Raw genomic sequence first — 17,374 nt, 5'->3', positions numbered from 1 at the left:
ATGATCACCCTTCACGACTTCGACCTCTCGGGGAACTGCTACAAGGTCCGGCTGCTGCTCGGCATCCTCGGCATCGACTACACCCGCCGCAACATCGACTTCTATCCCGGCATGAAACACAAGGCGCCGGAGTTCCTGGCGATCAACCCGCTGGGGCAGCTGCCGGTGCTGGACGATGGCGACCTGCGGCTGCGCGACAGCCACGCGATCCTCGTCTACCTCGCCACGCGCTACGACACCTCGGGCCAGTGGTATCCCACCGGCAACCCCGCCCTGCTGGGCGAGATCCAGCAATGGCTCTCCCTCGCCGACGGGCTGTCGGCCACCGCCTCCGCCGCGCGGCTGGCCATCGGGATGGATTTCGACATCGACCTGCCAAAGGCCCAGGCCGGCGCCCACCGCCTGTTCGCCATCCTCGACGAACAGCTCTGGTTCAACGAGGCCGAGGGCCGCGACTGGATCTGCTCCGCGCCGCATCCGACCCTGGCCGACCTCGCCTGCTTCCCCTACGTGATGCTCTCCGAAGAGGGCGGCATCCCGCGCGAAGACTACCCGGCCCTGCGCCGCTGGACCGACCGCGTGAAGCGCATCCCGGGCTTCGCCGTCATGCCCGGCATCTTCCCCGCCACCCTCGGGGCCTGACCGCATGCCCCTTCCCGACCCCGCCCGCGTCATCACCGGCACGGCCTTCCACACCCCTGCCCGCGACCGGCTGGAGGTGCTGGAAGACCACGCTTTCCTGCTTTCCGCCGACGGGCGCATCGCCGACATCCTGCCCCCCGGCCACCCCGACCGTGCCGCGCGCCTGGCCCTGGCCCGCGCCCGAGGCGTGCTGCGCGAACTGGGGCCGGACGAATTCCTCACGCCCGGGCTGATCGACCTGCATGTCCACGCCCCGCAATGGCCGCAACTGGGCAAGGCGCTGGACGAACCGCTGGAAGTCTGGCTGCAGAAATACACCTTCCCGATGGAGGCGCGCTTCGCCGATCCCGCCTTCGCGGCAGAGGTCTATGACGATCTGGTCGCCACCCTGCTGGCCAACGGCACCACCACCGCGCTCTACTTCGGCTCGGTCGACGTGGAACCCAACCTGATCCTGGCCGAAGCCTGCCTGCGCCACGGCCAGCGCGCGCTGGTGGGCAAGGTGGCGATGGACGATCCGGCCACCTGCCCGGACTACTACCGCGACGCCGATGCCCACGCCGCCCTTGCCGCCACCCGCGATTTCATCACCCGCCTGCGCGCCCTGGCCGCCCGCCCCGACCGTGCCCCGCTGGTCCTGCCGGTGATCACCCCGCGCTTCGTCCCCTCCTGCACCGATGCCCTGCTCGAAGGCCTCGGCGCCATGGCGGAGGAGCTGGATTGCCACATCCAGACCCATTGCTCCGAAAGCGACTGGGAAGTCGGCCATGTCCACGACCGGCTCGGCTGCACCGATTGCGAGGCGCTCTCCCGCTTCGGCCTGCTGCGTGACCGCACCGTGCTGGCCCATTCGAACTTCATCACCGAAGGCGACATGACCCTGATGCGCGAGGCAGGCAGCGCCGTCGCCCACTGCCCCCTCTCCAACGCCTATTTCGCCAATGCGGTCTTCCCGCTGCGGCAGGCCATGAAGGAAGGGGTACGCGTGGGGCTCGGCACCGATGTCTCCGGCGGGTTCAGCGCCTCGCTCTTCGACACGGCACGGCAGGCGCTCATGGCCTCGCGCATCGCCGCCTCCGGCAGCGACCCGGCCCTGCCACCCGACCGGCGCGGCCCGGGCACGGCGCCGCTCACCACCGTCGAAACCTTCTGGCTGGCCACCGCCGGCGGGGCCGAGGCGCTCTCCCTGCCCATCGGGCAGTTCGCCACCGGGCACCAGTTCGACGCGCTGGTGATCCGCGCCAATGCCCCCGGCAGCCCCTTCCGCCGCTTCGCCGGCACCGACACCCTGCCCGAGGTCTTCGAAAAGCTGGTCCTGACCGCAGATCGCGGCGCCATCGCCCAGGTCTGGGTCGCGGGCGAACAGCGCCTCGCGGCCTGAGCCTCGGCCCCTCCGCAGCCCTCCCGGCACCCCGCCCCCTTGCAACCCGGCCCCCGCCGGGGCAAGGACCATGGCCGGAACCTGCCAAGGATTGGACCCATGACCGAGACGACCGCGCCCCTGAAGATGATCATCGACACCGACCCCGGCGTGGACGATGCGCTGGCGATCCTCTACGCGGCGCTGCACCCCGGGATCGAGCTTCTGGGCCTGACCACGATCTTCGGCAATGTCACCGTCCAGCAGGCGACCCGCAACGCGCTCTACCTGCTGGAACGCGCGGGCCTCGACCTTCCCGTGGCCGAGGGCGCCAGCGCCCCGCTGCAGCAGGAACCCTCCACCCCCGCGCACCACATCCACGGCGCCGAGGGCTTCGGCCGGATGACCGACGTCCCTGTCCGTGGTCGCAAGATCGACGAAAGCGCGGCCGAATTCCTCGTCCGCATGGCGCGGGAACATCGCGGGGAACTGGTGCTCTGCCCCGTCGGCCCGATCACCAACATCGCCGAGGCGATCCGCCTCGACCCGGACTTCGCCGGCAACCTCGCCGCCATCATCTTCATGGGCGGCGCGCTCGACGTGCCCGGCAACATCACGCCCCATGCAGAGGCCAACACATACCACGATGCCCAGGCGCTGAACGTGGTGCTGCAAAGCGGGGCGAAGATCCGCATGGTCGGCCTCGACGTGACCAACTCCGTCCTGCTGACCGAGGCGGACTTCGAAACCCTGTCGCAGCTCCACCCCTTCCACGGCACCTTCCTGCAGGAAATCGGGCTCTTCTATCTCGAATTCTACCACACCATCGGGCTCGAAGGCTGCGGCCTGCACGATCCCATGGCGGTGATGTCGGCGCTGATGCCCGACCTGCTGGGCACCGTGGAAACCCCGCTGGAGGTCCTGCTGACCGAGGCGGAGTTCGGCGCCACCCGCCGCCGCGCGACAGGCCCCATGGTCGAGGTCGCCGTCTCCTGCGATCCGGCAGAGGTGAAGGCCCGCTTCTTCGAAACCTTCCGCAACGCCTGATCGGGCGCAGGCGCGGGCATGATGACGGACACGCGCCCGAAACCCGCACCTTGGTCTTTGCGCAAGCCGGTCAGGCGCCCCGCCGGGGCCCCTCCGGCGGGGCAAAAGTGTTAACGCATCCCGGCGTGCGCTGCGGTAACGAATGCCCGGATCCGCGAAAAATACCGACGTGATACCGACGTAATACCGACGCGATACCGACGTCGGATTTCGGCGTTAACCCATGGGCTTGCCGCCACCCGGCGCTCGAGGGCCGGAAAAATTAACGCAGCCCCCCCGTGCGCCCCGCTAACGGTTCCTGCCCAGCAAACGCCCTCCTCTCCCCGCGCGCGCCCCGTGCCAACTGTCCGACATGCGGGAATTGCTTGAATGATCAGAATAAGCTGACTAAAGAACTCAGGTACGCCAGCCCGGCCATGCCCTGCCAGCGCAGTCAGCACATGCATAAGAACCGGGACAGTTTACATGCACCTCCATTTTTCCAGGCGCCGTCAGGCGCTTACTCTGGTGTTGCTCGGCACCACCGCCCTGCAACCCCTTGCGGCCATGGCCCAGGACGACTCCGTCGAACTGGCTCCGATCACCGTCCAGGGCGGTGACGACAGCACCAGCCTCGTCGCGGAAAGCTACGGATCCGGGTCCAAGATGGACACCGATGCGCTTTCCAGCTCCGCCTCCGTTTCCGTCGTGACAGAGGCCGAAATGAAGAAGCGCGCGGTCCAGGACCTCGAAGATGCGCTGACCTATTCCGCCGGCGTCGTGGCCGACGAATGGGGCGGCGGCGACGACCGCTACGACGGCTTCCGCATCCGCGGCTTCGACGAATTGTCCCTTGGCGCCTACCGCGACGGGTTGCCCGTCCGCGGCTTCGGCTGGACCTATTCGCGCCGCGAACCCTATGGCTACGAACGCATCGAAGTGCTCAAGGGCTCCAACTCCTCGCTCTTCGGGCTGAACGCCCCGGGCGGGCTGGTGAACGCCGTTTCCAAGACGCCGAAGGACTACCGCTTTGGCGAGGTCTACACGACCCTGGGTGATAACCACCTGGAATTCGGCACAGATTTCGGGGACACTCTGAATGCCGACGGCACGCTCAGCTACCGGGTGACGGCCAAGTGGCAAGATGGGGAAAAGACCTACGACTACTCCAACGACGACCGGAAGTACCTCGGCCTCGGGCTGACCTGGGCGCCGACGGATGCGACCTCCGTCACCTTCCTGGTGGATCACTTCGACCGCGACGGTACCCCGGGCACCGGCCTCAAGACGGGCATGGACGCCGATCCGTCCTCCTTCTTCGGGGAGCCGGACTTCAACCGTGTCGACACCAGCGAGACCTCTGTCGGCTGGCAGGCGCACCATGATTTCGGCGGCGGGTTCTCCTTCGACCAGGTCGCCCGCTACTCCCGCTTCGACATGACCTACGAGCAGGTCTATGGCGCCAGCGCGAATGCCAGCGCCGACCGCTCCTCCTTCGCGGTCTACTCCAGCTCGGAACAGTTCGCGATCGACAACCGCCTGCAGTACGACTTCACCATCGGCTCCAACATCGAGGCGCGCAGCCTCTTCGGGGCCGAATACGACTGGGTCAAGGTCGACGAAACCGCCTACTCCGGATCGGCAGATCCGATTGACTACACCGATCCCGTCTACTGCGGCACCTCCTGCATCACCCTGGGTGACTACATCGACTGGGTGCCGGAGCTGACGACCAAGTCCATCTATGCCCAGCAGGAACTGACGATCTCAGATCGCTGGATCCTGACCGGCGGCGCCCGCTACGACTGGGTCGACCTGGAGGTGGAGGACCGCCTGGGCGGCACCACCACCTCGCAGGAATTCGAAAATGCCTCCGGCCGCCTGGGCCTGACCTACAAGGCCACGCCGAACCTGTCGCTCTACGCCAACTACTCGGAATCCTTCGAACCGCCGAGCCCCTTCGACGGCATCGCGGAACCCACCGAAGGCCGCCAGTACGAGGTCGGCCTGAAATACCGGCCCGAAGGCACGAACCTGCTGCTGACCGCTGCGGTCTTCGACCTGGAACAGTCCAACGTCCTGACCCAGACCGGGGCCCTGACCTATGAAACCGTGGGCAAGGTCGGCGTGCGCGGGCTCGAACTGGAAGCCAAGGGGCAGATCAACCCGAACCTCAGCATCATCGCCTCCTACAGCCACTGGGATGGCGAGATCCGGGAAAACGGCATCGCCGGAAACGAGGGCAACCGCCCGGCCTTCGTGCCGGAAAACGTCGCCTCGCTCTGGCTCGACTACAAGCTGGCCGCCGGCATCCTGCCGAGAGAGGCGACGATCGGGGCCGGTGTGCGCTATGTCGGTCAGTCCTATTCGGACAGCGCCAACACCGCCTCGGTGCCCGCCCGCACGGTCTACGACCTGGCGGCAAGCTACGAGGTGGCGAAGGACACCACGCTTTCGCTCAACGTTTCCAACCTCTTCGACGAACAGTACCTGACGGCCGACTACTACGGATCGCTTTACTACGGCGAAGGGCGTGAGGTCTCCGTGACCCTGCGCAAGACCTGGTAACGCCCGACCCGCTCACCAACGGGCGCTCCGGCTTCGGGCCGGGGCGCCCTCTTCCGTCCGGGGCATTGCCCCCCGCATTCCCAGCAGAAGGACCCGCGCCATGCGCAAAGATCGCCGCACTTTCCTGACCCGCACCGGGTCTGCACTGGCTGCGCCTGCCCTGCTTTCCTCCTCCTGGTTCTCCGTCCGCCCGGCCCGGGCCGGGGAGACCTTCGAACCGGCACGCTTCGAACATGTCTATGGCGAGACGGTTGTGGAAAAGCCCGCCTCGCGTATCGTTTCGCTGGGATACAACACGCAGGACACGATCCTGTCCCTGGGGCTGGATCCCATCGCGGTGCGCTACTGGTACGGCGACTACGAAGGTGGAATATGGCCCTGGGCGCGGCCGCTGCTCAAGGGGGACATGCCCGAAATCATGCGCGGCGAAGCCTCGGCCGAGGTCATCGCCAGCCTCAAGCCCGACCTGATCTTTGCCGTGGGATCCGGGATGGGCCAGGCGGAATACCTGCTGCTGTCGCGCATTGCGCCGGTGATCCTGACGCCCAAGGGCACCCCCACCTACGGCACGTCCTGGCAGACCCAGATGGAAATGCTGGGCCGTGCCACCGGGCGGGTTGCCCGCGCGGCAAAGCTGACGGCGCAGGTCGAAGCACAGGTTGCCGCGGTCCGCGAAAGACACCCCGACTGGGCAGGCCGCACCGCGGCGGCAGCCTGGCATGACGGCGGGCAGACCGGGGTCTACCTCGGCAGCGATGCCCGGGCCCGCTTCCTCGAAGACCTCGGCTTCGTGTCGCCGCCCGGGTTCGACACCCTGACGCCGATCAACGGGTTCTACGCCAGCCTCTCCCCCGAGGATCTTTCGCCCATCGATGTCGATCTGCTGATCTGGATTTCCGCCGAGGCCCGCGCCGGCGACCTTGTGAACCTGCCCATGCGCAAGACATTGAAGGCCCACAAGGAAGGCCGGGAAATCTTCGGCAGCGACCTGCTGTCCGGGGCGCTGTCCTTCGCGACGGTGCTGTCGATCCCCTTCGCGCTGGAGATGATCGAGCCGGAAATCATAGCCGCGCTCGATGGAGATCCGGCGACCCCTGTCGCCTCTGCGGTCAAGTTCGGGCTGGCGCCGGACAGCAACCTTTGAAACGCAGTGCCCTCCCCCTCATTGCGCTGGCGCTGGTCGCGACTTGCCTTGCGGCCTTGATCCTGGGCTATCGCGGCATTTCCGCGGCCTCCGCCTGGCAGGCCGTGACCGCCTATGATCCGCTAAATGCGAGCCATGTGGCGCTGATGCAGCTGCGCCTGCCCCGTCTTCTGGCGGGCCTCATCGCCGGGGGCGCCCTGGGCATTGCAGGCATGGTCATGCAGGTGGTCACCCGAAATCCGCTGGCAGATCCGGGCCTTCTGGGCGTCAATGCCGGCGCCTCCTTCACGCTGCTGCTGGGGGCAACGTTGCTTGGCCGGTCGGATGCCACGGCGCTGTCGCTTCTCGCCCTTCCGGGCGCGGGGGGTGCGGCGCTGCTGGTCTTTGCCCTGGGCGGTGGCCTGCGCGGGGATGCCGGCCCGGTGCGCCTTACCCTCGCGGGCACCGCGCTCAACGCCTTCCTGCTGTCCTTCGTGACCGCCATCGTCATGCTCCGCCAGGACTCGATGGAGGTCTACCGGTTCTGGGTCGCGGGCTCCCTGACCGAGGCGAACCAGCGGCCGCTGGCGCTGATGGCCGGCATTGCCGTCCTGGGCGCAGGTCTCTCGCTGCTGATGGCCCCCCGGATGGAGGCGCTCTCCCTCGGGGCTGCGCTGTCGCGCGGGCTGGGCAGCCATCCGGGCCGGGTACAGGGTGCCGCCCTGGTCGCGATCACCCTTTGCACCGGGGCCGCGGTCGGCGTTGCCGGGCCGATTGCCTTTCTCGGCCTTGTCGTGCCGCCGCTGGCCCGCAGGCTGGTCGGCCACGACCTGCGCCGTGGCCTGCTCGCCTCCGCCCTGCTGGGGGCGCTCCTCCTGCTGCTGGCAGACCTTGTCGGCCGGCTGCTCCTCGCCCCGACGGAGATCCGGGCGGGCATCATGACGGCCCTGCTGGGCGGGCCCGTCTTCATCTGGATTGCAAGGGGCCTGCGGCCGGGGGCCACCGCATGATGCGCCTCTGGCTCCTGTTCCTCGCAACGCTCCTGCTGGCGGTTGCCGCCCTGATGATCGGACAACTCCCGCTGAGTCTTGCCGAAATCTGGCACGGGCTGCGCGGCCAGGATGATCTCGCCGCCCTCGTCCTGGGTTCGATCAGAGGGCCCCGCGTCGCGGCGGCCCTGCTGGTCGGCGCCGCGCTCGGCCTGTCGGGGATGCTGTTCCAGACCCTCTTCCGCAACCCGCTGGCCGCGCCTGATGTCATGGGCTTCACCTCTGGTGCGGGGCTGGCCATCATGTTGGCCACGGCCCTGGGGTTGACCCTGCCCGTGCCCCTGGTCGCGGCCCTGGGCGGGCTTGCCACCGCCGCCTTCGTCGTGACCGTCGCGCACCGGCGCGGGCAGGTCATCGCGCCGCTGATCCTGGTGCTGGTGGGTCTTGGGGTCGGCTTTCTGACCACCGCGGCCTCCAGCTTCGTCATGACGATCCTGCCGCCCCAGGACGCGGCAGAGGCCACCCGCTGGATGACCGGCTCGCTGAATGCGATCGGTTGGGATCACGTGACCCTGCTGCTTTCTGGGCTGGCCATCCTGGGCCTGGCGTCGCTGGCTCAGCTTCGCCTGTTGCAGGCACTGGACCTGGGGGAGGAGCTGGCCGGGGGGCTTGGCCTGCGGGTGGGACGCGCGCGGCTGTCGGTTGCCGGAACCGGGGTGCTGCTGGCAGCGCTCGCCGTGGCCACCGCCGGACCCGTGCCCTTCATCGCCCTGATGGCGGCCCCTCTTGGGGCGCGCCTGGCGGGCGCCTGGGCCCTTGGCCCCCGGATGATCGCCGCAATGATTTCGGGCGCCGCGATCCTGACCGGAGCGGACCTGCTGGCCCGTGCCGCCATGCCGGGCATCGGCCTGCCTGCCGGGGTCGTCACCGGCCTGCTCGGCGCGCCATACCTGCTTTGGCGCCTGTCACGCGAAATGGGAAAGGGAAACCTGTGAGCCTAGAAACCCGTGCCCTGACCGTTGCCTATGACCAGCGCACCGTGTTGCGCGACCTCACCCTCCGCCTGCCCGAGGGGAAGGTTTCGGCCATCCTGGGGCCGAATGGCTGCGGCAAGTCGACCTTGCTGAAGACCATGGCCCGGCTGATCCCCCCCCTGTCCGGCGATGTCCTGCTGCAGGACAAATCCCTTTCCGCCATTCCCGACAGGGCGCTGGCCCGGCGCCTGGCCATCCTGCCCCAGGCACCTCTGGCGCCCGAAGGGATCACCGTCGGGGATCTGGTCCGGCGGGGCCGCCTGCCCTGGCGCGGCCTGCTGGGCCCCTGGCGCAGCAGCGATGCCGAAGCCTGCGCAGAGGCGCTGACTGCGACGGGCCTGACCGAGATGGCAGACCTTCCGATCGCATCGCTTTCCGGCGGCCAGAGGCAGCGCGCCTGGATCGCGCTGGTCCTGGCCCAGACCCCGCAGACCCTGCTGCTGGATGAACCGACGACCTTCCTCGACCTGGTGCACCAGGTCGAGATCCTGCGCCTTCTGCGGCACCTGAACGCCACGCGCGGGATGACCGTTGTCAGCGTCCTGCACGACATGGCGCTGGCCGCGCGCTTCTCCGATCACCTTCTGCTTCTGGGACCTGACGGGCCCGTTGCCGAAGGACCGCCCGGAACCGTGCTGACGCAAGCCAACCTGAAGCAGGCCTTCGGCCTCGACGCCGTGGTGCATCCCGATCCCGTCGCGGGCACGCCCATGGTGATCCCCTGCTGATCCCGGAAAGGACCTCGAAATGGCCACCTCGTTGACCAAGGAATCCCCCCTCACCGCCGAAGCCCGCTGCGACAGGCAGCCGCCCGAGAACTTCCTTCGGCAGGTGCGCGACTACATGGAGCAGTTCTCCCTGCCGGTCGAACCGGGCCCCGACCGGATCACCCTCATCCTGCCGCAGGGCCGCACGACGCTGCGGGTCGAAAGCGCCGGGATCGCGGTCCATGTTGCCGCGGACACGACGGTCGCCCGCCATCACCTTTGCGAAGGGGCCGTCCACATGCTGGAGCATCTCTGGCCCGAGGCGGCAGAAACGCTCGGCTGGGAACGTCCCGATGCGACGGAGGGGGCAGAGGGCACCCTGCCGCCCGGCATGTATCACGCAAACTTCGTGAAGACCGAACGCCTTGGCGCCAACTTCCTGCGTGTCACGCTCGACTGCCCGGGCACCGCCGCGATGATGGTCGGAGGCATGCACTTTTCCCTGCTCATCCCCGCCCCCGGCCGAAAGGCGATCTGGCCCTCGCTGAGCGAGAAGGGCCGCACGATCTGGCCGAAGGGCGAAGACAAGCTGCACCGGGCCGCCTTCACCTTCGTGACGCGGGATGAGGTCAAGGGTCGGTTCACCTTCGACATCTTCGATCACCCCGGCAGCCCTTCCACCGACTGGGCCAAGACGGCAGAACCGGGCGCTCCGCTCGTCATATCCGGTCCCGGCGGCGGCGACCTACCCCGGGCGGACCGTTTCCTGATGGCCGGGGACGAAACTGCCCTGCCCGCGATCCGCGACATGCTTGCCCGCAGCCCCGATGCCCGGGGCCTCGTCCTGGTGGAAACGGCAGATCCCCGCGACCGCCTGATCGAGGTCGTCCCGCCCGGCATCACGCTGCGCTGGATTGATCGCCGCGACGGCCTGTGGGACAGCCTGCGCACGGCAGAGGTCGAGGCAGGCACTTTCCTCTGGATCGCCGCCGGCGCCCCCCTTGCAAGAAAGGCGCGCGATCACTTTTCCGCCATTCCCGGGTTCGACCGCCGCCTCAGCTACTTCGCCAGCTACTGGAGTTGACCCGCAGGCCTGCCCCGGGGCCCCTCGGCGCATGGTGATACGGGGCAGCCCCCCGACCCGATCCGAACGTCCAGGGGCCGTCACATGGTCCTCCACACCTCATGCCGCGCTTGTACGACATGCCTCATCCCGATATGGCGCGGCGGCTTGGTCCTGTGTATGAAAGAGCTTCGGGGCATGTCGGACCGGTTTCGTCCGGGCAGCTTCGATCCCAGGTCACGGGTTGGGGAGACGATATGAAAGCCAGCTACAAACTCGACCGGATCGACCTCAGGATCCTGTCCGAACTGCAGCGCAACGGGCGCATCACCAACGTCGAACTGGCCGATCTGGTGCACCTGACCCCCTCGCCCTGCCTGATGCGGGTGAAGAAGCTGCAGAAAGCTGGCTACATCACGGGCTATTCCGCTCAGATCGACGTGGCCAAGCTGGGCGAAACCCTGACCGTCTTCACCGAATTCACCCTGAAAAACCACCGCCAGATCGACTTCGCCCGTTTCCAGGAAGCGCTGGAAAAGGTCGATAGCTGCGTGGAATGCCACCTGATCTCGGGCGGGTACGACTACCTGGCGAAATTCGTCTGCTCCTCCATCTCGGACTACCAGACAATCGTCGAGGCGCTGATCGACCGCGACGTGGGCGTCGACAAGTACTTCAGCTTCGTGGTGATGAAGACCAACTTCTCCAAGACCGGTCTGCCGCTGACCCGGCTGTTCGAGGACAAGGTCTGACCCCCCACGAGGGTGCCCGGATCTGCAGCATCCCCGCAGCACAATGATCTGCGCTAACATTGCAATCTAGCACAAGATTGCGAATCTCTTCGCAGGTCTTTTCCAGCGCCCGGAATGCTTTGAAGACGCTGCGCAGCTGTGCTTCGAAGGCAGGAACGCACGCCCCGTCGGCCCTGCCACCGGCGCCTCAGAAGAGACCCCAAGATGACCTCACCCGACACCACCGCCAATGACGACATTCGGCTTGGACTGCCCCTGCACACCGGCAAGGACTACTGGACGACGCAGGCCATCCCCGAACTGGGGCTTCGGTCCCTGCGCTTTGCGGACGGTCCGCACGGCCTTCGTGTGCAAAACGACGAGAACCCCGACCACCTTGGGCTTGAACGGTCGATGCCCGCGACCTGCTTCCCCCCGGCGGTCACGCTCTCCTCATCCTGGGACGAGGCCCTGATCGAGGAGGTCGGGGCGGCCCTCGGCGCCGAAGCGGCGCTGGCCGGTGTCGACGTCGTGCTGGGGCCGGGGCTGAACCTGAAACGCAGCCCGCTCTGCGGTCGCAACTTCGAATACTTCTCCGAAGATCCACTCCTTTCCGGTCGCCTCGCCGGTGCCTCGGCCCGCGGCATTCAGAGCCGCAACGTCGCGGCCTGCCTGAAGCACTTCGCGGCCAACACCCAGGAGCTCGACCGGCACCGCGTCAGCGCCGAGATGGACACCCGCACCCTGAGAGAGGTCTACCTTCGCAACTTCCAGATCGCCTTCGAAAGCTCCGGTGCCTGGGCGCTGATGACCTCCTACAACCGGATCAACGGGACCTACACCTCGGAACATGCCTGGCTTCTGGGCACCGTCTTGCGGGGTGAATGGGGGTTTGACGGGATCACCATGTCCGACTGGGGCGGTGTCTACGATCCGGTCGCTGCTTTCAGCGCCGGGCTCGACGTGCGGATGCCGGGCCGCCCCGAAGATGGCCGCGTGGCCCAGGCCCATGCCGAGGGGGCGATCCCCGATGCCCGCCTGCAGGAGGTGATCGACCGCATGCGCCTGCTGGCAGAGCGGACCGCCGACAAGGTCGTCACACCGGTCGATCCCGATGCGCAGCTCGCCCTGGTGCGCCGCGCCAGCGCCCAATCCGCCGTGCTTCTGACCAATGATGGCACCCTGCCGCTGGACCTGCACCCCGGCCTGCGCATCGCCGTGCTGGGCGAGATGGCACGCAGCCCCCGCTACCAGGGCGCAGGCAGTTCCCGCGTGAACCCCAGCCGGATTAGCACTGCGCTGGACGAGCTCACCGCGCGCGCCGAAGCCGCAGGTGCCAGCGTCAGCTTCGCGCCCGGCTACACCCTGAAGGAAGAAGCCACGGACCCTACCCTGCTGTCGGAGGCCCGCGCATTGGCCGAAGCTGCAGAGGTGGTGATCCTGATGGTCGGCCTTCCCGCCGCCTACGAAAGCGAGGGGCGTGACCGAAGCCACATCGACCTGCCCCGCCAGCAGCTGGACCTGATCGCGGCGCTTGCCGACATCGACACGCCCCGCGTGGCCGCCATGTGCAACGGCGCCGTCGTCACCACCGCCGACTGGCGCGATGACGTGCAGGCCATCGTCGAATTCTGGCTGACCGGACAGGCCCATGGCGAAGCGATCGCAGATGTGCTGACTGGCCTCGTCAATCCCGGCGGACGCCTGACCGAGACGATCCCCCGCCGCCTGCAGGATACGCCCAGCTACCTGAACTTCCCCGGCGATCACGAGGTCGCCCGCCACGGCGAGGGGATCTTCGTCGGCTACCGCTGGTACGATGCGCGCGACATCGAGGTGGATCACGCCTTCGGTCACGGCCTGTCCTACACCACCTTCGCCTACGAAGACCTCTCGGTCGAGGTGATGGCACCGGACGACGACATTGCCTTCCGCCTTCAGGCAACGGTGCGCAACACCGGCACACGGGCGGGCAGCGACGTGGCGCAGCTCTATGTCACCACCCCTGCCACCTTCCAGACGCCCGAGCGTGAGCTGCGCGGCTGGGCAAAGGTGCACCTCGCCCCCGGCGAGGCAAAACGGGTCGAGATCGCCGTGCGCCGCGAACACCTCGCCCACTGGCACGAAAAGGCCGGGGCCTGGGTCTTTGCCGGTGGCGCACTGACGCTGCACCTTGGCGCCTCTTCCCGCGATCTGCGCCTGTCGCAGGTGGTCGAGGTTCCTGGCACGCCGGTGAAGATCACGCTCGGCAAGTATTCCTCCCTGGGCGAATGGCTGGACCACCCGGCCCTTGGTCCGCGGCTGGAAGGCATGATCGAGGAGCGGGGCGGCTTCAGGGGGCGGGTCGCCGATCTGATGAACGACCCTGCGGGACGCGAGGGCGTCTGCGACTGCCCCCTCGCCTCTCTGTCGGAATTCCCCGGTGTGCCGCTGGTGCTCGCCGACCTGGATGCCATCTGCCTGGAAGCCCAGGCGCTGAGCGACGCTGAATGATCTCGGTTCCCGGGGCCGTCTTAGTGAAAGGCGGACCCGGGCGAAGGCACCATGCAGGCAACAAAAAAGGCCCCATCTAGGGGCCTTTTTCATGTCTTCTGCCTGACGCCTTCAGCGCAGGGCGAACTGTTCCATCAGTTCGGGGTCCTGTTCCAGCCCGTTCAGCCAGCCCGTGTCCAGTTGCGGGATGGAGGAAATAAGCAGCCGCGAATAGGGGTGCTCCGCCTTGGCGGACATGTCGCGCGCCGGCAGCGCCTCCACCACCTCGCCCTTGTACATGACCAGCACGTCGTCGCAGATCGCCTCGACCGTGGACAGGTCGTGGCTGATGAACATGTAGCTCAGGTCCAGCTCGCGCTGCAGCTCCTTCAGCAGGTCGATCACGGCGGCGGCCACCACGGTATCGAGGGCCGAGGTGATCTCGTCACACAGGATCAGCTCCGGCTCGGCCGCAAGGGCGCGGGCGAAGTTCACCCGCTGCTTCTGCCCGCCCGACAGCTCACCCGGCAGGCGGTGCCGGATGTTGGCAGGCAGCTGCACCATGTCCAGCAGTTCGATCACGCGCGCCTCTCTGGCGCGGCCCTTCAAGCCGTGGAAGAAGGTCAGCGGACGCCCCAGGATCGCCCCGATGGAATGGTTGGGGTTCAGCGCCGTATCCGCCAGCTGGAAGACGATCTGGCATTTGCGCAACTCTTCCTTGGAGCGCTTGGCAAGGTCCGCGCGCATCTCCGTACCGTCGATCAGGACGTCGCCCTTGTAGGGCGGCAGGATCCCCGCCACGGCCCGTGCGAGCGTCGACTTGCCCGACCCGCTTTCCCCGATGACACCAAGGTTGCGTCCGCGCTCCAGCCGGAAGTTCACATCCTTCAGGATCTTCGCCTGCGGCTCTCCGTTGCGCATGTGGCCATAGCCGGCCCAGAGGTTGCGCACCTCGATGATCGGGCGCGGCCTGGCCTCGGCATCCTTGACCGCGGCGTCGTGCAACTTGGGTTCGAATGCGGCAAGCAGGTCCTTGGTATAGGGATGGGTCGGCGCATGCAGGATCTGCTCCGCCGTGCCCTCTTCCTGGATTTGCCCGTCCTTCAGCACGATGATCCGGTCCGCGATCTGCGCCACGACTGCAAGGTCATGGCTGACGTAGACGCCCGAGGTTTCGCCGCCCGACATGGCCTGCTTGAAGGCGCGCAGCACCTCGATCTGGGTGGTCACGTCAAGCGCAGTGGTCGGTTCGTCGAAGATCACCAGTTGCGGATCGCCGATCAGTGCCATGGCCGCCGACAAGCGCTGCAGCTGGCCGCCCGAAACCTGGTGCGGATAGCGGTCGCCGATGCTGTCGGGATTGGGCAGCGCCAGCGCCCGGAAGAGCTCCACCGCCTTCTTTTCGGCGACGTCGCGCGGCATCAGGTCGTGGATCTTCGTGATCTCCAGCACCTGGTCCATGATCCGCTTCGACGGATTGAAGGCCGCCGCTGCGGACTGGGGTACGTAGGACACCTGCGTGCCACGCAGCGCCGCGCGGTCGTTTTCGGACAGCGCCGTGATGTCGTGCGCACCCAGCGTGATGCGGCCCCCATCGATGGAGCAGCCGGTGCGGGTATGGCCCATCAGCGACAGCGCGATCGTGGTCTTGCCCGATCCGCTTTCGCCGATCAGCGCAACCATTTCGCCCGGAGCGATGTCGAAGCTGACACCCTTGATGATCTCGACCCGGCGGCCGCTGTCGGTGATCGCGCCGATACGCAGGTCCTGAACGGAAACGAGGGGCTTGGTCATCATTCGCTCCTGTCGCGGATCTTGGTGGGCAGGTTGTCGATGAACATGTTCACCGAGATGGTCAGCGTGGCAATGGCGATCGAGGGGAAGATCACCGCCGGGGCGCCAAGGCCCATGCCCTCGATGTTCTCGCGCACCAGGCCGCCCCAGTCGGCGTTCGGCGGCTGCACGCCCAGGCCCAGGAAGGACAGGCCCGACAGCACCAGCACGATGAAGATGAAGCGCACGCCCAGGTCGGCCAGAACGGGGCCCAGGATGTTAGGGAAGATCTCTCGCGTGATCAGGTAGAAGGTCGTCTCGCCCCGCGCTCGGGCCACGGTCACGTAGTCCATCGTGTTGACGTTGACCGCCAGCGCCCGGGCATAGCGATAGGCGCCGGGGATGTAGATCGCCGCAAGCGTCAGGATCAGGACCGGAATGGACGAACCGATGGCGGCCACGGTCACAAGGCCGAACAGCAGCGACGGGATGCCGTTCAGCGCATCCAGAAGGCGCGACAACACCATGTCGAACCAGCCGCCGATGACGGCTGCGACCATGCCCAGAAGCACGCCCACGGTCACGGTGATCGCCACCGCCGCAAGCGAGATGCCAACGGTATAGCGCGCGCCCATCAGGATGCGGGAAACCATGTCGCGGCCCAGGTAATCGGTGCCGAACCAGAACTTGCCGCTCATCGGCGTGAAGTAGTCCCAGTCGACGATCTCCCCCGGGGGATAGGGGCTGATCATCGGGCCGATGATCGCCATCACGGCCCAGAAGAGGATCACGGCAAGGCCGATCTGACCGACGACGTTGAAGCGATAGCCCAGGCGGCGCGGCGTGGGCAGGAAGCCAAGCGGGGTGGTACGGGTCCTAGTGGTCATTTGCGCAGCCTCGGGTTGGAGAGGATGGCCACGATGTCGGCCAGGGTGATCAGCGACAGGTAGGAGACGCAGAAGATCATGGCGCAGGACTGGATCAGCGGCAGGTCGCGGGTGGCGACCGCATCCACCATCAGCTTGGCGACACCGGGGTAGTTGAAGATCGTCTCGACGATGATCACGCCACCGACGAGGTAGGACAGCGACAGCGCGATGGCGTTGGCAATCGGGCCGATGGCATTGGGCAGCGCGTGCACCAGTACCATCCGGCGACGCTTCGCGCCCTTCAGAAGGGCCATCTCGACGTAGGGCGTGTTGATCGTGTCGATCACGGCGGCACGGGTCATGCGGATCATCTGGGCCGAAACGCCGATGGACAGGCTGATCACCGGCATCGCATAGGTGCGCAGCAGGTCACCGAAACTCTGGGCATTGTCGTTCACCAGGCTCAGCGCGGGCAGCCAGCCCAGCCAGACGGCAAAGATCAGCACGGCGAGCGTGGCCAGCATGAACTCCGGCACGGAGATGATGGAAATGGTGAAGATCGAGATCACCCGGTCCAGTGCGGATCCACGGTACATCGCCGCCAGGATCCCCAGCGTCAGCGCCACGGGCACCGAGATCACCGTGGTGATCGCCGCCAGCCGCAGAGAGTTCGACAGGCGGCCGCTGATCAGCTCGGAAACGGAGATGTTGTTGGCGTAGGAGGTGCCCAGGTCGCCATGCAGGAAACCGCCCAGCCAGCCGAAGTACTGATAGATCGCGGGCTGGTTCAGGCCCATGGCCTCGCGCAGGCCCGCGACGGCTTCGGGGGTGGCGGCCTGGCCCAGCAGGATCTCTGCCACGTCACCGGGCAGCAATTGGCAGGCGAAGAAGACCGTGAAGGAGATGATCAGCAAGGTCAGCAGCGCAATGGCGAAGCGCTGACCCACGTAGAACCATGGTAGCAGGGATGGGGACAAGCGATGCCTCCTCAGGGTCGGAAGTGGAACGGCGGAAAGA

The 17,374-nt window shown here is 67.1% G+C and carries 14 protein-coding genes; 11 read left to right on the top strand and 3 right to left on the bottom strand.

The window, feature by feature from the left end:
• From AC2IR1_RS07555 to AC2IR1_RS07505, 11 genes are all read left to right on the top strand, one after another.
• A complete protein-coding gene (locus AC2IR1_RS07555) occupies positions 1-642 on the top strand; it encodes a glutathione S-transferase family protein (protein ID WP_486475671.1) in 642 nt (213 codons plus the stop codon).
• 4 nt (positions 643-646) lie between these two features.
• Positions 647-2,023 carry a guanine deaminase gene (gene guaD, locus AC2IR1_RS07550; protein WP_486475670.1) on the top strand — a complete coding sequence of 459 codons (1,377 nt, stop codon included), beginning with the start codon at positions 647-649 and terminating at the stop codon, positions 2,021-2,023.
• 99 nt (positions 2,024-2,122) lie between these two features.
• The gene (locus AC2IR1_RS07545; protein ID WP_486475669.1) at positions 2,123-3,049 is read left to right on the top strand and encodes a nucleoside hydrolase; all 927 of its coding nucleotides are present in this window, start codon (positions 2,123-2,125) and stop codon (positions 3,047-3,049) included.
• A 465-nt stretch (positions 3,050-3,514) separates the two neighbouring features.
• Positions 3,515-5,596 (top strand): TonB-dependent siderophore receptor, encoded by a 2,082-nt coding sequence (locus AC2IR1_RS07540; RefSeq protein WP_486475668.1) that lies wholly within the window; start codon positions 3,515-3,517, stop codon positions 5,594-5,596.
• Between the two features lie 100 nt (positions 5,597-5,696).
• On the top strand, positions 5,697-6,740 hold the full coding sequence (locus tag AC2IR1_RS07535; RefSeq protein WP_486475667.1) for an ABC transporter substrate-binding protein: 1,044 nt from the start codon (positions 5,697-5,699) through the stop codon (positions 6,738-6,740).
• Complete coding sequence (locus AC2IR1_RS07530; protein ID WP_486475666.1) at positions 6,737-7,729, top strand: FecCD family ABC transporter permease; 993 nt, start codon at positions 6,737-6,739, stop codon at positions 7,727-7,729. Before AC2IR1_RS07535 ends, AC2IR1_RS07530 begins: the two co-directional genes overlap by 4 nt.
• On the top strand, positions 7,726-8,703 hold the full coding sequence (locus tag AC2IR1_RS07525; RefSeq protein ID WP_486475665.1) for a FecCD family ABC transporter permease: 978 nt from the start codon (positions 7,726-7,728) through the stop codon (positions 8,701-8,703). Before AC2IR1_RS07530 ends, AC2IR1_RS07525 begins: the two co-directional genes overlap by 4 nt.
• Positions 8,700-9,470, top strand: a complete 771-nt coding sequence (locus tag AC2IR1_RS07520) for an ABC transporter ATP-binding protein (RefSeq protein WP_486475664.1) — start codon at positions 8,700-8,702, stop codon at positions 9,468-9,470. Before AC2IR1_RS07525 ends, AC2IR1_RS07520 begins: the two co-directional genes overlap by 4 nt.
• Positions 9,471-9,489: 19 nt before the next feature.
• On the top strand, positions 9,490-10,533 hold the full coding sequence (locus AC2IR1_RS07515; protein ID WP_486475663.1) for a siderophore-interacting protein: 1,044 nt from the start codon (positions 9,490-9,492) through the stop codon (positions 10,531-10,533).
• Positions 10,534-10,769: 236 nt separating this feature from the next.
• On the top strand, positions 10,770-11,264 hold the full coding sequence (locus tag AC2IR1_RS07510) for an Lrp/AsnC family transcriptional regulator (protein ID WP_486475662.1): 495 nt from the start codon (positions 10,770-10,772) through the stop codon (positions 11,262-11,264).
• Between the two features lie 204 nt (positions 11,265-11,468).
• On the top strand, positions 11,469-13,736 hold the full coding sequence (locus tag AC2IR1_RS07505) for a glycoside hydrolase family 3 C-terminal domain-containing protein (protein ID WP_486475661.1): 2,268 nt from the start codon (positions 11,469-11,471) through the stop codon (positions 13,734-13,736).
• 111 nt (positions 13,737-13,847) lie between these two features.
• Here AC2IR1_RS07505 and AC2IR1_RS07500 read toward each other — a convergent pair whose 3' ends face one another.
• Genes AC2IR1_RS07500 through AC2IR1_RS07490 form a run of 3 tightly spaced genes read right to left on the bottom strand, consistent with a single transcriptional unit; the run spans position 13,848 to position 17,334 of the window.
• On the bottom strand, positions 13,848-15,509 hold the full coding sequence (locus AC2IR1_RS07500; protein ID WP_486475660.1) for an ABC transporter ATP-binding protein: 1,662 nt from the start codon (positions 15,507-15,509) through the stop codon (positions 13,848-13,850).
• Positions 15,509-16,375, bottom strand: coding sequence for an ABC transporter permease (locus tag AC2IR1_RS07495; RefSeq protein ID WP_486475659.1), 867 nt, complete (start codon positions 16,373-16,375; stop codon positions 15,509-15,511). The genes AC2IR1_RS07500 and AC2IR1_RS07495 overlap by 1 nt, the downstream gene beginning before the upstream one ends.
• The gene (locus tag AC2IR1_RS07490) at positions 16,372-17,334 is read right to left on the bottom strand and encodes an ABC transporter permease (RefSeq protein WP_486475658.1); all 963 of its coding nucleotides are present in this window, start codon (positions 17,332-17,334) and stop codon (positions 16,372-16,374) included. The genes AC2IR1_RS07495 and AC2IR1_RS07490 overlap by 4 nt, the downstream gene beginning before the upstream one ends.
• Positions 17,335-17,374 lie beyond the last annotated feature (40 nt).

Source organism: Pseudooceanicola sp. NS-SX8 (assembly GCF_057380755.1).
The sequence above is the reverse complement of the archived record's forward strand: the minus strand, read 5'-3'. Positions and strand labels throughout refer to the sequence as shown.

Excerpts from the sequence above, each read along its gene's own strand:
- guaD (WP_486475670.1), top strand. The coding sequence starts at position 647 with ATGCCCCTTCCCGACCCCGCCCGCGTCATCACCGGCACGGCCTTCCAC.
- AC2IR1_RS07515 (WP_486475663.1), top strand. The coding sequence starts at position 9,490 with ATGGCCACCTCGTTGACCAAGGAATCCCCCCTCACCGCCGAAGCCCGC.
- AC2IR1_RS07525 (WP_486475665.1), top strand. The coding sequence starts at position 7,726 with ATGATGCGCCTCTGGCTCCTGTTCCTCGCAACGCTCCTGCTGGCGGTT.
- AC2IR1_RS07540 (WP_486475668.1), top strand. The coding sequence starts at position 3,515 with ATGCACCTCCATTTTTCCAGGCGCCGTCAGGCGCTTACTCTGGTGTTG.
- AC2IR1_RS07535 (WP_486475667.1), top strand. The coding sequence starts at position 5,697 with ATGCGCAAAGATCGCCGCACTTTCCTGACCCGCACCGGGTCTGCACTG.
- AC2IR1_RS07505 (WP_486475661.1), top strand. The coding sequence starts at position 11,469 with ATGACCTCACCCGACACCACCGCCAATGACGACATTCGGCTTGGACTG.
- AC2IR1_RS07500 (WP_486475660.1), bottom strand. The coding sequence starts at position 15,509 with ATGACCAAGCCCCTCGTTTCCGTTCAGGACCTGCGTATCGGCGCGATC.
- AC2IR1_RS07495 (WP_486475659.1), bottom strand. The coding sequence starts at position 16,375 with ATGACCACTAGGACCCGTACCACCCCGCTTGGCTTCCTGCCCACGCCG.
- AC2IR1_RS07510 (WP_486475662.1), top strand. The coding sequence starts at position 10,770 with ATGAAAGCCAGCTACAAACTCGACCGGATCGACCTCAGGATCCTGTCC.
- AC2IR1_RS07545 (WP_486475669.1), top strand. The coding sequence starts at position 2,123 with ATGACCGAGACGACCGCGCCCCTGAAGATGATCATCGACACCGACCCC.
- AC2IR1_RS07555 (WP_486475671.1), top strand. The coding sequence starts at position 1 with ATGATCACCCTTCACGACTTCGACCTCTCGGGGAACTGCTACAAGGTC.